14 protein-coding genes, 3 pseudogenes and 1 other annotated feature are annotated in these 14,212 nt (G+C 57.2%); of the genes and pseudogenes, 6 read left to right on the top strand and 11 right to left on the bottom strand.

Features of this window, described 5'->3' with window-relative positions:
- From GOB86_RS16645 to GOB86_RS12990, 3 genes and pseudogenes are all read right to left on the bottom strand, one after another.
- Nucleotides 1-450, bottom strand: a 450-nt coding sequence (locus tag GOB86_RS16645) for a helix-turn-helix domain-containing protein (RefSeq protein WP_408737373.1), incomplete at its 3' end; no start/stop codon positions are given.
- Between the two features lie 49 nt (nt 451-499).
- A pseudogene (locus GOB86_RS16150) lies at nt 500-1,281 on the bottom strand (IS3 family transposase); the annotation flags it as partial.
- Nucleotides 878-994: a sequence feature (AL1L pseudoknot), on the bottom strand. Its footprint overlaps the pseudogene before it by 117 nt.
- Nucleotides 1,244-2,368 carry a DUF7146 domain-containing protein gene (locus GOB86_RS12990; protein ID WP_242012673.1) on the bottom strand — a complete coding sequence of 375 codons (1,125 nt, stop codon included), beginning with the start codon at nt 2,366-2,368 and terminating at the stop codon, nt 1,244-1,246. The pseudogene GOB86_RS16150 and the gene GOB86_RS12990, both read right to left, overlap by 38 nt.
- Before the next feature lie 89 nt (nt 2,369-2,457).
- Here GOB86_RS12990 and GOB86_RS12995 point away from each other — a divergent pair, with 89 nt between their 5' ends.
- Nucleotides 2,458-2,733 (top strand): HU family DNA-binding protein, encoded by a 276-nt coding sequence (locus GOB86_RS12995; RefSeq protein ID WP_242012674.1) that lies wholly within the window; start codon nt 2,458-2,460, stop codon nt 2,731-2,733.
- A gap of 77 nt (nt 2,734-2,810) precedes the next feature.
- On the opposite strand, the gene GOB86_RS13000 is transcribed toward GOB86_RS12995, so the two are convergent.
- From GOB86_RS13000 to GOB86_RS13035, 8 genes are all read right to left on the bottom strand, one after another.
- Nucleotides 2,811-4,013: a DUF932 domain-containing protein gene (locus GOB86_RS13000; protein WP_165992935.1), complete on the bottom strand. Its 1,203-nt coding sequence runs from the start codon at nt 4,011-4,013 to the stop codon at nt 2,811-2,813.
- Between the two features lie 138 nt (nt 4,014-4,151).
- Entirely contained in the window at nt 4,152-6,230 is a 2,079-nt protein-coding gene (locus GOB86_RS13005; protein WP_165992937.1) for a ParB/RepB/Spo0J family partition protein, read from the bottom strand.
- Nucleotides 6,231-6,480: 250 nt separating this feature from the next.
- Complete coding sequence (locus GOB86_RS13010) at nt 6,481-7,308, bottom strand: hypothetical protein (RefSeq protein ID WP_165992939.1); 828 nt, start codon at nt 7,306-7,308, stop codon at nt 6,481-6,483.
- Nucleotides 7,309-7,853: 545 nt separating this feature from the next.
- On the bottom strand, nt 7,854-8,810 hold the full coding sequence (locus GOB86_RS13015) for a hypothetical protein (protein WP_165992941.1): 957 nt from the start codon (nt 8,808-8,810) through the stop codon (nt 7,854-7,856).
- 321 nt (nt 8,811-9,131) lie between these two features.
- Complete coding sequence (locus GOB86_RS13020) at nt 9,132-10,025, bottom strand: dihydrodipicolinate synthase family protein (protein WP_165992942.1); 894 nt, start codon at nt 10,023-10,025, stop codon at nt 9,132-9,134.
- Nucleotides 10,026-10,381: 356 nt separating this feature from the next.
- A complete protein-coding gene (locus tag GOB86_RS13025) occupies nt 10,382-10,915 on the bottom strand; it encodes a hypothetical protein (RefSeq protein WP_006117365.1) in 534 nt (177 codons plus the stop codon).
- Nucleotides 10,916-11,123: 208 nt separating this feature from the next.
- Nucleotides 11,124-11,513 (bottom strand): hypothetical protein, encoded by a 390-nt coding sequence (locus tag GOB86_RS13030; protein WP_165992952.1) that lies wholly within the window; start codon nt 11,511-11,513, stop codon nt 11,124-11,126.
- Between the two features lie 20 nt (nt 11,514-11,533).
- Nucleotides 11,534-11,791 (bottom strand): type II toxin-antitoxin system prevent-host-death family antitoxin, encoded by a 258-nt coding sequence (locus GOB86_RS13035; RefSeq protein WP_165992945.1) that lies wholly within the window; start codon nt 11,789-11,791, stop codon nt 11,534-11,536.
- 429 nt (nt 11,792-12,220) lie between these two features.
- Here GOB86_RS13035 and GOB86_RS13040 point away from each other — a divergent pair, with 429 nt between their 5' ends.
- The 5 genes and pseudogenes from GOB86_RS13040 to GOB86_RS13060 form a co-directional block, all read left to right on the top strand.
- Nucleotides 12,221-12,463 carry a type II toxin-antitoxin system RelB/DinJ family antitoxin gene (locus GOB86_RS13040; protein ID WP_165992947.1) on the top strand — a complete coding sequence of 81 codons (243 nt, stop codon included), beginning with the start codon at nt 12,221-12,223 and terminating at the stop codon, nt 12,461-12,463.
- Complete coding sequence (locus GOB86_RS13045) at nt 12,460-12,609, top strand: hypothetical protein (protein WP_165992949.1); 150 nt, start codon at nt 12,460-12,462, stop codon at nt 12,607-12,609. The genes GOB86_RS13040 and GOB86_RS13045 overlap by 4 nt, the downstream gene beginning before the upstream one ends.
- A gap of 2 nt (nt 12,610-12,611) precedes the next feature.
- A complete protein-coding gene (locus tag GOB86_RS13050; protein WP_165992951.1) occupies nt 12,612-13,685 on the top strand; it encodes a hypothetical protein in 1,074 nt (357 codons plus the stop codon).
- Nucleotides 13,686-13,850: 165 nt separating this feature from the next.
- A pseudogene (locus tag GOB86_RS13055) lies at nt 13,851-14,018 on the top strand (IS5/IS1182 family transposase); the annotation flags it as partial.
- A pseudogene (locus GOB86_RS13060) lies at nt 14,006-14,095 on the top strand (transposase); the annotation flags it as partial. The pseudogenes GOB86_RS13055 and GOB86_RS13060, both read left to right, overlap by 13 nt.
- Nucleotides 14,096-14,212: the final 117 nt, after the last annotated feature.

A 14,212-nucleotide genomic window follows, 5' to 3' on the forward strand; every position in this document is an offset into this window, starting at 1 on the left:
CACCTTGGGACGTTGGGCCGCACGATCCGCATGCCATTGTGCGGTGGTGGCACGGTAATTGAAATCCCCGTTGCGGGTCGCGGAATTGCGCCTGATCTCACGAGATATCGTACTGGGCGAACGTCCCAGCTTGCGGGCAATAGCACGCACCCCGGTCTTGCGTGCGCATTCCAGAGCGATTTCTTCACGCTCGGAAAAAGAAAGACTACGGCCCTGTGGGTGAGAGCTCGAAGGGGTTAAATGTGTAGGTGGCATCCCGCCAGAACTCCGAAACCAACGGCTTCCAACTGGAGCAGAAACACCGGCTTCGATACCAGCCTCTTCGCTGGAAAGACCTGCCGCGATACCCTGCCAGAACCGACAAAGGGTCTCACGCTGCCAGACAGGCGGCCGTCCTGGCGAGCACAATTTGCGCCTTGTGGACCGCTCCGATTTCCGTTTCCCTGTCATCGTCTACACCTCCAATATTAAGGTGTTGCGACGACCGGTTGAATCCGCCCGCCACATAGACCATGCCATTCCAGGTCTGGACATAGGTAAAGTCCGAGACCCAGAGCTGGTTGGGGGCCTCGGCCCGGAACTGCCGGTTGACCCTGTCATCGGGACAGGGGCGCGCCGTATCCGGACGGGTCGTGATGACCTTCCGGCCCCGGATTACACCCTTCAGACCCATCTTGCGCATCAGACGCTCAACAGTGCAGCGCGCAACCTGTCGTCCTTCACGCTGCAGGCTGTGCCAGACCTTGCGCGCACCATAAACAGCACGGTTGTCTTGCCAGATCCGACGGATATGTTCCATCAACTCCCTATCGTGCCGTGCACGCGAGCTGGCCCTGGCCGGTTCTCTTGCTATGACCGCCTGCTGGTAAAACGTGGACGGGGCAATCGGCAGAACGCGACAGATTGGCTCGACCCCATAATCGGCACGGCAGGTTTCAATAAACGCGATCATTTGCGAAACGGGCGGTCGAGCTCCGCCTGCGCAAAATAAGCCGAAGCCTTCTTCAGGATCTCATTGGCCTGACGCAGTTCACGGACTTCACGCTCCAACGCCTTGATCCGTGCCGTCTCGGCCGAGGTCGGCCCCGGTTGCGCCCCAGCGTCTCGTCGGGCCTGCTTCCACCAGTCGTGCAGGCTGTCGCCCGAGCAGCCCAGCTTGCCACCAATCTCGCGACAGGCCGCCGATAGGCTCGGGTAATCAGAGCGATGCTCGTCCAGAAGGCGCACGGCGCGCTCACGGAACTCAGGCGAATATCGCGATGTCTTCTTCTTCTCTACCATAGGGCTCATTCTCCGAGAGTTTTACTCTCCGGTAAACCCGGGGCAGTTCAGCAAGCTGGGGACGCAGGATCGCCCGCATCGCCCCACGCCCGAGATAGCGGAGATCATCGTTGAAATCCGCCAGACGCGGTGACAGCACAAGGCATTCGATCCCGGCTTCCTGCGTCCGGGCCTGCAGGGCCGTCACCGCATGGTCTCCGGCCGGGTCGTCATCGCGCAGCACGTAGAGGCGGCGCAGCATGGACGGAAACGCCATGGTGGCGAGATGCGCCGAAGACAGGCAGGCGGCCAGTGGCAGAGCGGGCATGACCTCATGGAGCGAGAGCACCGTCTCGATCCCCTCGCCTGCCGCCAGAACGTCGGACACCGCGCCAAACCGCACGGCATTGCCGAGCAGGTCGCCCATCGCCCGACGGGGGATTTCGACAGGCGCCTTGCCACGTCCGTCGCGCGCCAGCCAGGTCCGGTGCACGCCGGTGACGCGGTCCTCAAGGTCGGTGACGGCGGCAATCAGCGCGGGCCAGGTCTCGGTCGGACTGTCCGCATCTGCGCGGTAGTGCCAGTCAGGATGGAAACGCAGCGATGGCAGGTCCGTCAGGCGAGTCAGGTCACGATGCCGCAGCCAGGTTTCCACCAGTGTGCCCGCAATCGGGCGGGACATGGCCCAGAGCCGACGTGCGGCGTCTGCGGTGCCAGATGCCTGCCCCGAAGTATCGTGGCTGAACGCATGGGCACGGCCGCGATCAGGAGCCGATCGTGGCTCGGAGTGCGGCAGGCAGAGAAAGCGCCGAGCCTCGTCGGCGACATCGCGAAAATCCAGCAGCCCGAGGCTTTCACGGATGATGTCGAGCAGATCGCCATGCTGCCCCGTCGCGCCATCCGTCCATTTGCCCGCGCGGCCACGCCCGTCCGGTCCACCATGCAGGCGGACATAGAGCGACCGCCCCGAGGTGTTATGAACATCCCCGACCAGCCAGTAATTGCCGTGCCGCCGCCCGGCCGAGAGGTAATGCCGGCAGACCGCCTCGGCATTTTCAGCCAGCCTGCGGGCCAGATCGCCAGCATCCCATGACTGCGCATTGGTCATCTCACCCTCCCTGCAGGCTTGATGCCGCCATGATTCCCCCGTAACGGCAGAGGCAACGGGCACAGGCCCGAATGCAAAAGGATAGTCCCATGAAGATTGCCGATCTGGTCGATCATATCGCCACCACCACCGACACGAGCAAGACCGATACCCGCAAGGTGCTGGATGCCCTGGTCGAAGCGATGACCGCTGCAGCCAAGGCCGGTGATGAAATCACCCTGCCGAATTTCGGCAAGTTCAAGGTCAGGGAAGTCGCCGCCCGCGAAGGCCGCAACCCGGCCACCGGTGCGACCATCCAGATCGCGGCCTCGCGCAAGCTGGCCTTCACGCCTGCCAAGGCGCTGAAGGACAGCCTGAACGACTGACCTGCCGACAGGCAAAAGGCGGCGGACCTCGTCCGCCGCCCCTTCCCCATCACGCTGGCCTCTGATGATGGACGCATTCATCCGACCTTCTCCATCAGCTTTCGTGCCCTGCCCTCCAGATCCAGTCGTGTGTCCTGGTTGGTCTTCGTCCGCGCCAGTGCGGTAATCCCCTGCACGAAATCGAACACGCTCTCGGGCTTGCGGCCTTCCTCGTGCAGCACGGTTTCGATGATCCTGGTGGTTTCCGGTTTGGAGAACCCGCGACGGCGCAGGAAACTTTCCCGATCGTCATCGGTTCTGGCCACCAGCGCCTTGCGCGAGGCCTGAATGCCCGAGACGAACGACGCCGGGCTGGCCGTGGCGAAATTCCGGAGCGCCGGTGTCGCCTGATGCACAAAGCGCGAGGCCGCAAACTTGCTATGCCGGATGGTGATCTGTTCGAAATTTTCCACGCCCCACAACATCCTGTTTTGACACACCCCGCGCAGATAGAATGACGCAATACCGAGGCTCTTGCTGCCGACTTCCGAATTCCAGGCATAGAAGCCCCGGAAATAGAGATCGGGGTCGCCGTTAGGCAGGCGGCCAGCGTCGATCGGGTGCGTATCGTCGACGAGGAACAGGAAGACATCGCGATCCGATGCGTAGAGCGTCGTGGTTTCCTTGGTGATGTCCACATACGGATTATGGGTCATGGTGGCCCAGTCGATGACACCCGGCACCTTCCAGTTGGTATCGCCCGTGCCGTCTCCGGCGATCTTCCGCACCGCACCCACCAGTTCATGGTCCCAGATGCGGCCGTAATCGGGGCCGGTCACGGCGCGCAGTTCCACCCGCCCGTCTTCCGTCTCCAGTGTCTTGACCAGTTCGGCCCGGTGCGACAGCAGCCCGTGCTGCAGGTTGATCGCCGCCAGTGGGGCCGGAAGGTTACGCAGGTAGGAAGACGGGGCACCAACCAGGCTGCACATCTGGCCGAACGACCAGTGTGTGGGTGCGATCGGGTCATTCTGTCCCGGCACGGTCAGGGTCAGGCGCTCGGCATTGTCGCGGGACGCCTCGACGCGGATGGCGCGGCTTTCCACCGTGCGGGCCGTGGCCCGATCCGCCCGCGCCAGCGTGGCGGCATGCAGGTCGGACAGCGAGAGATACCGCTCATCATCGGGGCGCGAAAACCATTCGGACGAGACGCGGGCATTGCGCTCGCCACGGGAGGGATCAATCCGGAAGCCGCCGGACGCGGCGCCACGGGACGCAGGGGGCAGGATGGTGGTCGTGATCATGGAAAACTCTCCTCTGATGCCGGTTATTCGGCACAAAAGGCGAAGCCGACCTCTCCCTCTTTCCGGGATGTCGGACATGAAAAAAGCGGCTTCCGGGCACCGGAAGCCGCTGTCTCAGAGTTCCAGACCTCATAAAGGCTACTCTGCGGCGATAGCCTCCATACCCTCGTCTACCGTTGCCGTTTCAACCGGCACCTGCTCTGCTCCTCCTGCCGTGCGCAATGCCTCGGGCAGCCAGCCCGAACCATCGAGCAGCCGCTCGGCCTCGCGGGCCATGTCGGGCTTCTTCAGGTGGGCGATGCGCTCTGCCGCCTCATCACCGCGTGCTTCCCGCACAGCCTGCAGGATGCGGGCCTTGGTGATACGCCCGAGATAGTTCTCGACCGTGGGCTGCCAGCCTGCCTCGACCAGATCGAGGCTGAGGGCCGACGCCAGTCGATCGGCCCGTTTAAGGCGCTCGGTCACGCTGCGCTGGGACACCGCGCCATAGGCGGGCATGCGCTCGTAGAGCGCATTGACCCCGAAGGACAGGCAATGCGCCAGCAATGCCATGCGACTGGCATCGTCCAGCCCGTCGATCCAGCGCCACAGCGCGTCCTCGTCCTCGGGCAGATCGTGCTTCCAGCCTTCGTTGCGCTGGCGCAGCGCGTGGGCTGGCACGCTGCCCGGCATGTCGGGCGAATGGACCGGCAGGGAGATTTCGCGGACATAGGCTTCCAGGCAGTCCGCACCCGGTGTCTGCCAGTAAACATCACACACCAGCGTGTGCAGCAGTTCGGTCAGCGCGATGTGCGGGTTGCTGGCAAAGGCATCCCGCAGGGCCAGCGTGCGCCAGGCCGTCAGTTCGGTGAGTAACCGGTCAGGCAGCGGTTTGATGCCGTCTTCTTCCTCGGGTTCCACGTCGGGAACGATGTTGTCGCCCTCCCCCTCCTGATAACCACGGCCTGTGCTATCGTGGTCCTGCCCATCATATGCAGGGCGATCGTATTGATCGGCGTTGTCCGCATCATCGGTCTCGTCCGGCTCAGCCGGCATGTCCTCTGGTAATACGAACCCCCGCTCCACCTGCAGCGTGCCATCGCTGTCGAGACTGACGAAGGCGCCTGCCCGCGCCATGTCAGCGGGATCGAACGCCAGTGGCCGTTTTTCCAGGGTAAGAATGGCCTGTTCTATCTCGCCCAGTCTTGCATCGACCTCGTCTGGATATTCATCGGCCTGGGCATATTCAGCCTCGATGGTTTCCTGCTCGGCCCGCAGGGCGTCGAGACGGGCCGTCTCTTCATCGGTCAGCGGCACTTCCGTGCCATCGATCTCCGCGAACTGCCGTGTGTGGCCCCATGGGAACGACAGAGCCGTCTCGACCCACTTCCAGCCCTCGGCGCGGATATTCTCTGCGGCTGCATGCAATTTCTCCATGACCAGCCGATCCAGAATAGCCGGATCCTGCAGCCAGCCACCATCATCCGCCTCGAACAGGTCGCGCATGATAGGACCACCGGCCGCGAGATAGGTGTCCAGCCCAACGAAGCGCACGCGACGATCCGACGCCCGCACGGTCTTTTCCGTCAGCATGCGGCGGATGACATAGGGTTCGCGGTTATGGCTCTGGGATACGATGTCCCAGACCTGTTCCTGGCGGGCATGGTCATCGCTGATGGAAAAGGCCATCAACTGTTCCAGACGCATGCCGTCCTGCTCATAAACATCGAGCAATTTGTCCGACACGGTCATCAGCCGCAGACGCTGTCTGACCACGGTCGGTGCCACGAAGAACGCGGCGGCGATTTCTTCCTCGGACATGCCCTTCTCCAGCATGTCGCGAAAGGCGCGAAACTGATCCAGCGGGTGCAGGGCCACGCGCTGGACGTTTTCGGCCAGGGAATCATCCTCGGCAAGAATGGCCGACCCGGCCTCACGCACGATGCACGGTACTGGGGCGGTCTTCACCAGTTTCTTCTGCTTCACCAGCAGTTCGAGCGCGCGAAAACGTCGCCCACCGGCTGGCACTTCATAACTACCGGTTTCGACACCAGCATCATCAAGGATGGGGCGGACATTCAGGCGCTGCAGCAGACCCCGGCGCTCGATGTCGCGGGCCAGTTCCTCAATCGACAGGCCGGACTTCACACGCCGCACGTTGGACTGGGACAGCACCAGCCGGTTGAACGGGATATCGCGGGACGAACTCAGGGTGATTTTGGGAATAGCGGTCGCCATGGCGGAAAACTCCATGACGGGCGGACAGGAGCCTCTCTCCCACCCTCTCAACCCGTCACGAAAATCCGCGCAGCCCTCTGACTCTAAAGGCTATACCCGAGCCAGCACACTCTTCCCTTTCCCGGCAGAAAAATGTCGGCAATGGGGGGGGGAGTGGAAGATCTGATTTAGGAAAAGTTGACGGCATCAACAGATAGTCAGAGACTATTACTTATACACATTTTGATAACTTTGGTTATAGTCAACAGTATTATTGAATCGATTTCCTCAACTCGCTCATTCTATACACGCGAACCTGGGCCGGAATATTCCATTCTCTTATAATGTCTGAGTATTTTACTTCAATGCGAGAGGTATTAGCTTCTGCATCCCCGTCACAGACGATTGCTAGAATAAACAGTGTTCCACGCTTTGTAACGTCCGGCAGGGAATTATAGTAAGAAGTAAATGTGCTCTTAACGCGCTCTATATTTCCTATAGAAATCAATCCTTTTCTAGTATACTTCACTTCTACAATAATCTGGTTATTCCCGTCTTTTGCAACTGCATCAAACATAATACTTGGCATTGCTGCGGGGCTGACATTACGAGCGAACTGCGTCCTGCGCTCGGAAGCCAAACGGGTAATAACGAGATCCTCAGCAAGTGAAGCTTGAGCTGCTATCTGTCCATATGAAGGTCGAGAGATGAAATCATGGTTATCACATATGGGTTCAGAAGCTGTCCCATTTGTAGAAATTAAATCTGAAGGCTGCGCGGCCTCTTCCGTATTACGATCAGCGCCAGCTTCCTCATTAAGTTTTTCCGCACGTAATTGAGGCGAACCCGGCTTGAATGACGCAAAGAGATTCTCGTCCTTAAAATCGGATGGAGCATATAGAACATAATTTTTATTATAAAGAACTAGAAAAAAAGCAACAACAAGCAACAATGGAAAACCCATAATAAACCATACGTAGACTTGTTGTGTATCTTTTTCTAATAATGGAAGAACAGCCGTACCGCTAACCTCTGCAATTCCTGCAAATATGGCAATAACAGTAAGCGGATTCTTTACATGAGCTATTTTTTCGGTCACGCTAAACATGCCTTTCCGTCTTAATCTCGTTACAGATGCCACTGCATAAAAAAATTTTCAATCCCACTTACGCAGAATAAGATTTATTACGACGATGATCATATCCAATATGAGGATGATCATATCCAATATGAGACAGTAAGCATTTTGAATAATTGTACGGAAGGCAACTTCAGCCTGAAAGTCGACGATATAGTTCAAATACGTCGCTGAAGAAGGCCCCATCAAGTTTGAGCGGCCTGCAACCGCCCAAGAAGTGATCCTGCTATTTGGCAACTGATGTGCCTGCCATCAATGCTAAATACGATGTCGTCGGTTATGTCCACTTCCTGGAAATTACCAATCTTGATTGAATGACCGACATGAGGGCGAATGCCGCCTGTTCTTCCGTTTTCGTCCAGCAGGCAGCTCCGGCCGGGGAACGGACGTATTGTGTCATGGTTCTTTCTACCGCTTTGCGTTCTTCTCTAGCGGCGAGTTTGGACGGGATGTGGTAGGCTATGACGTGACAGTCCCAATTATGCAACAGGACGATAAAGGCGCATCTAATCGTTCTTGTCGGCAACCCAGCGATGGTAACTGCACAGACCTGAACCGTCTTCGTAGTCTTCAAGCGTCAACGGTTCATGGCAAACCGCGCACTGGGCATCATCCGGCATGTCGAAGCCGCAAAGGGCGCAGCCACCCTCAATAAAGACATATGTTTCCTCGCCACATTCGGGACAGCTTCCCACAGGAGGTTCGCCGCCCTTTGTTGCGGCGATATATGCTTCAGCGCCGTAAGCATCATCTATACCGGCAACCATGAGCGGGACGATGTCGGGCTCCTCTCCGCACGCCGAACACATGAACGCAGCACTATCCTGCTCGGTGTTGCCGTCGTCCAATTGTTTGATGAGTTTAGAACCGCAGTCAGTGCATGTAAATTCCTGCGAGCCCGTTCGCGCCCCCTCAGTCTTCCACCGTATAGCCTTTAGCGTCGCCCGGCAGGAATCCATCTCCTGCTGGAACAGTGTGTTGTTTTCTAACAACGAGCGCCAGCACTCTGTGCCCAAGGCACCAACCGGCTCTTCCTCTAGAACTACGGCGAGCAGCTCACGAACGGAGATAAATGCGTCTGACAAGGCTTCACGAGCTAGGGCCTCGCCGTCCTTGTAAAACATGTGCTCCATATCGTTACGGATTTTGGTTATGCGGTCGATATGCCTCCAACTGAAGGAAATACCCAAGCTGCCGAAACGCTCCTTTATTCCTTGGACGTCAACCGTTTTGTCACCTTTGCCCTTCCACGTCACGGTGCCCCCTGAGCCAATTACCGGCTCAAGTTTTTGCTTGAGGAGACAATCTCTGTCTGGAGACATGCGGCGCAGTTTTTCCTTGCACAGCAGAAGGGTTCCAGCCTGAATGTTGCGGACAGCGGAAATAATCCGACGCTTATCCTTTGAGGCAAGATCCTCGACGCCAATTTGGATTGAATGCACAGCGTTCTCAAACAGACTCATGTGCGCAGCTATAGCATTTGTCTGCTACGAAAGTTAAGCGAGGGTATGCGGAGACGTGCGGTTTGATACTTGCACCGACGATATCTGTGCAGCCACTCCACAATTCCATAGCAGACCCCACTTTTGGCTAAATTAACTACACGTAAGCAAATTGCTTGTGTCTGCTATACGGAAGACTTTTCCCCCTTCTGTATGTCCACCATGAGGGCGATTGCCGCCCGTCTGCTCCGGCATCACTGAGCAGACGGGCAGTTTAGGGGGGGTAAACAGAATGTCTGCTTTGCGACTGGTATAGTCTAAAAGCAGACATCGCTATTTATCTTAAAGTGCGGTGCATGCCTTCAGAGCATCCTCAACACGCTTCTGGTCTTGCGATGTTAAAGGCAAAATTGGACGTGGGGGCTGGGCGGAAGCTAGTTCCAGAAGATCGATGGCAGCATAAGCAACACGCAGGCTTCCAAATTCCCGAAACAGTGTCCACATCGGCTCCAGCACCTGCTGATACTGGTTTACGGCACGGGCGTCCCCCGCACGGGCGGCTGTCACCATTGCCCTGGCCAGCTTGGGCAGGAAACCGCCCAGCACACTGAACCAGCCATCGCATCCGGCAAGCAGGGCTTCCGCCGCAATCCAGTCTCCACTGTAGCCTATCGCGAGTTTCCCAATTGGGCCGGATCGTAGCTCGGCCAGCTCCTGTGCGACCGTGCCTTCTGCCGGAGCGGGCATTTTCACGGCGGCGATGTTGGGTAACTCCGACAGCCGTTCAAGTAGTTCACGACTGAAGCTGAAATGCGTGGTGCTGGGGTTGTTGTAGATGCAGATCGGCAGAGACGTGACTTCGGCGACTGCTTTGTAATGCTGATAGGCTTCTTCCTGCGTTAGAGGCGTGTAGGATACAGGAGCCATCAACAGTCCGTCGGCACCCTCTGCTGCGGCATCGCGTGCAAGATTCTGGGCATCGTCGGTGCGCAGCGTGCCTATCCCTACGATCAGCGGCGTTTTGCCTGCGACCGCTTTGACGGCTGCCCGGATGGCGCGGCACCGCTCGGTGCGGCTCAGATAGGCATAGGTTCCAGTGCTGCCCAACAATCCGATGGAGTCCACTCCATTGGCCGACAGATGCGTCGTCAGACGTATGACACCTTCCGTATCCACCACGCCATGTTCGTTGGCAGGTGTAATGGGGAAAGCGGACAGACCGTGAAAGATCGACATGTCAGACCTCATTGCCGGATGGAACATTCACGCCCATCGATTTCAGATAACGTTTGATGTTGCGGGCCGCCTGCCGGATGCGCTGAGGTGGTCCCGTCCGTTCGGACAGCTTTACGGGCTTGATAAGCTATAGCCGGTTGGGCGTGATCCGCCAGGCCGAGGGTGGCGTCTTGGTTGCTGACCTGCGCCGGGAGCATAGGATCAGCAACGCCACACTTTACCGGACGCACCCAAAATCCGCGGCCTTTTCCCGACAGGAAACGGCGGCAATGGGGGGGGTAAACTGAAGGTCGGCTTTGGGGCATCATTACGCGAAAGCCGCCGGTCTGCAAAAGCGGTGAGAGAGGGGCCTTCGGCTAACCTTGGTCGGTGTGGTCGCGCTTGAAATGAATCTCTCGCCGCCCTTGCACGCGCTTGAAAATCGCTCTGGTAGCGGCCTGATGTAGGATGCGTATCCACATGATTAATGTATCTAGGTTCGGGTAGAATTCTAGCGCATCGTCGAAATTATATTGAGGCATCATGATTTCTGAATCTTCAGACACTCTGAATGTGCTGAGCACAAGGCGCATACGATCGACATCCGTGTGAGCAATGACTTTGTTACGCCTCTCCTTCAGCCGCTCGTGGAGGGTCAACTGCTCGGTGGTAGCCGTGATGCCCAACGTCTCCAGCGTGAGCTTTGGTAGCCCATTTGAGTAGGAAAATGGTCGCCAGTATGCGACGACAGCGGCGTCCTCAAAGCATCGTAGGCGCCGACGCTCGATCCGCGAAATCGGTTCATCAGGACTGACCTCTGAAACGAAGTCGAGCGCGCTGAGGGCCATTTGGAAGTCAGCCATCGCCTGTATGATGCGGATATCGCCCGCTGAAAAATCTGCTTCATCCATTTTAAGAATTTAGGTAGTGAAGCATGCGACTATCTCCGATCGCTCTCTCGACGCTGCCGACATCTTTATAGCCACCTCGATGGCAAGTGGAATTTGTAATGGTCATGTCTGCTATACGGAAAGCGATTTGACCAACTGTATGACCGACATGAGGGCGTAAGCCGCCTGTCGGCTATTTGAGCTGTTCGGATCCGATGGAAACAGACAGCTAAGGATATCTGGATATACGCTTGGCTTGGGGCAGGAGAGTTTTGAACTGTGTCAGCAGGAGACGCATAAACGCATCGCTGAACTGCCCGAGGGGTGGACTTGCCTGTAGATAGTACGAAGTTGCAGTCGGGTCGAGATTGTACTCATCAAGTAGAATCCACTGCTGTCTGCTTTGATCAAGACCAGCCCGTCGTTTTTCCGTTGCAGGCACCTCGACTGCTATACGGTTAGGGGCCGGCAGGCGTGTTGTTACCGGAAGCAGAAGAAGATAGTTCTGGTTGTCCCGTGCCACAAAAGCGGCAGCAACAGTGGTCGGGCGATCCTTGCGTCCTTCGCTTTCCCCGCGCTCGTCCTGCCAGTGCCACAGATAGGGGTATCGCAAGGGCACTCCTGGCCGAAAATCGATGCTCATGGCTGAGGAGTAATGTCCAGCAGGTAGCCGTCGATTGCTTGTCCAATGTCTTGGGCTAAATCGGCAGGCATGTCCGCTGTCGCGCCGACCACACGCCTGTCGGCATCACGGGATGTCAGTGCTTCATATTGTTCAACGCTGAGCATGATCAGGCGCGGTTTGCCGCGCTGGCTGATTGAAACTGGGCCTTGCAGGGCACTGGCGATGATGTCGCCTGACTTGCGAGACAGGTCACTGGTCGAAAATGTGCGCATGATCCCCTCCTTCAATGAAGCGCAATAATACAGCAAATACAGCAATGATGTAAATGACGGAGATTATCCCGGAATATGGTGCGGCATTGTGCTGCTTTCGCCGCAACACAATGATGGTTTGTCTGAATTTAATTGCCTTCTGGGCCGAAGATACGGCACGATTTGCCCTACATTAGACGTGGGACTCCGATGGGTTGGAGCGCCCGGTTTCTGGCTGATTATCCTCATAATCTGGATTTTTTCGATTGGTTTTCTGTCTGGATTTTTATGTCCGACAAGAGAACTTATCGGACATAAAAACGGGGGAGGGAGCAAAAATCAAAAAATAATGGAGTTTCAAGTTATAGGCTACTTAGGGTGAATACAAGATGCTTGCCTTTACGTTTGTAAAGGCGTATTTTTAAGTGCATCTGGAGAGGAGATAAAAGTATGGCGTCCATCAATCTGAGGATCGATAGCCTCCTGAAGGATCAGGCCTATGCCTGTCTCGCGCAACTGGGCGTGACGCCGTCCGACCTGATCCGCCAGACGTTCGAATATGTCGTAGAGACTGGAAAACTGCCGGTGTCACGCCATGTCCTCTCCACAGAGGATGCGGATCTGCTGCAGGTTGCACGCGAACGCCTCGCGACACCGCAAGCGCCCGTAACGGTGATACTGGATGACCTGTGAGCCGCTACATACTCCAGTTCGATCCTCGCGTCCTGAAGGAATGGCACAGTCCTGACCGCACGGTTCAGGCGCAATTCAAGAAGGTTCTGGCAATCGGGGAGTGCGACAAGTCCAGAGCCTATGCACAGGCTGGCAAACGGTTTTAAGCATGCGGATCGAACGTCTTGCCGCTCGCCCCGATGACGTGATGCCAGCACTGACCCGTACGGCCCTGACATTTGGTGCGCTCGACCAGCAGCTGCGTCGTCACCCTTTGCGTGAGGCTGTGCTGTTCCGGGTGCGGCTGGAAGCGGCCCGACAGTGCGCGGCCGTAGATGGGTTTCTGATCGACCCCTGGCAATTAGCAGCGAGCCTTGAGGGCCTGCGTCCACGCATCCGCGGTCAGGATGTCTACGAGCGTGGCAACGAGGTCGATGCGTTGCGTTATGCCTTTGAGGAGTATCAGTGGCTCGCTCGGGCCTCCGCGTTTCAGGAGGAGCAGGTTACCAAAGCGCTTAGCAGTATGACCGTGCCAGTTCGACGTCTGGGTGTGTTGTGGGGCAGCGCACTGGCGTTTCGGGAATGGATTGATGCCGGTCGGTCACGCGCCCCTTTTCGGGGAGCGCTGGTTCGCCTGTGGCAGAAGGAAGGGGTGTTCAGCGGCTTGTATCCCATAACGGGAGCCGCAGCATTTCGTGCTGCAACGTCCTGGGATGAGCGGCGCTGGATACCGGCATGGCTGAACGCATTGGAGCGGGAGGCGGCTGGGGTCAAAGACATGATCCATACGTTGGACCGGTCATGGCGTGGTGCGCGTGCGCAAGCCGGGGATCAGCGCCGCAACTCCAAAGCGCCCTTGGCCATCGACATTATTGCTGCCCATCCGGTGATTTCTGCGACAACATTGGCAGCCCGGCTGTCCGTTTCGGTTCAGGCTGCCTGCGTCCTTCTGGAGCGGTTTTTGGAGCGTGGATTAGTTATTGATGTCACGCACCGTGCCGCGCGGCGTCTTTTTGCTCTGAAGGACCTCGCGCCACTCAGAGAAGTCGTCAGAATACCGAAGAAACCAGTTTCAGGGCGTAAGCGGGGGCGCCCTCGTTTAGATGATGAGTCTGATCATGACAATCAGGATAGTGAGGTGTTTGAAGGAGCGTCTCCTCCGTTGCCGCGATGGAAGCCTGACTATACGGCTCTAGAAACGGCAATGGCGTTTGCAGATAGTGTTATTTTTAGAGCAAAATAAGGAGAAAAGTTCAGTCAGGATAACGGAAGACGGTCAACCCATGAAGCAGCGGCATGTAGCTGCCTCTGGTCATTAATTGCCAGGTTGGAGGGTTCGAAGAACCCTCTGGTTTTGGGCCTGCCTTTTGTGATTCCATTACTCCTGTGTTAATTGGGGGCATTAAGCATGAAGCAGGCTGGCTTTTTTGATGTTGGAGAGCGGCTTGCGCGATTGAACGGGCTTGGTGATCTGCTCGAAGCTTTTTCCCTGATTGTGGATTTTGAAGTGTTCCGCCCTGATTTGGAGCAGGCTCTGGCCTATTCAACTGGAAGCAAAGGCGGGAGACCGGTTTTCTGAAGAAGGGTCAGGCGTCCTGCGATGTGGGGCGGCAGTATACGGGATCTGCCGGCAAGATCATGAACTGCCAGATGGAGGGATCGAAGAACCGTTGGTTGATGCGCCTGGCTCGTGATTTCAGGTTTTTGGCGATTTGATTGACGGTTTTTGGGGTAGCTTTTGATCTGCGTTTTGAGCAGATCGGGGACTGC

It is taken from the genome of Acetobacter lambici (assembly GCF_011516885.1).
GTDB lineage: Bacteria > Pseudomonadota > Alphaproteobacteria > Acetobacterales > Acetobacteraceae > Acetobacter > Acetobacter lambici.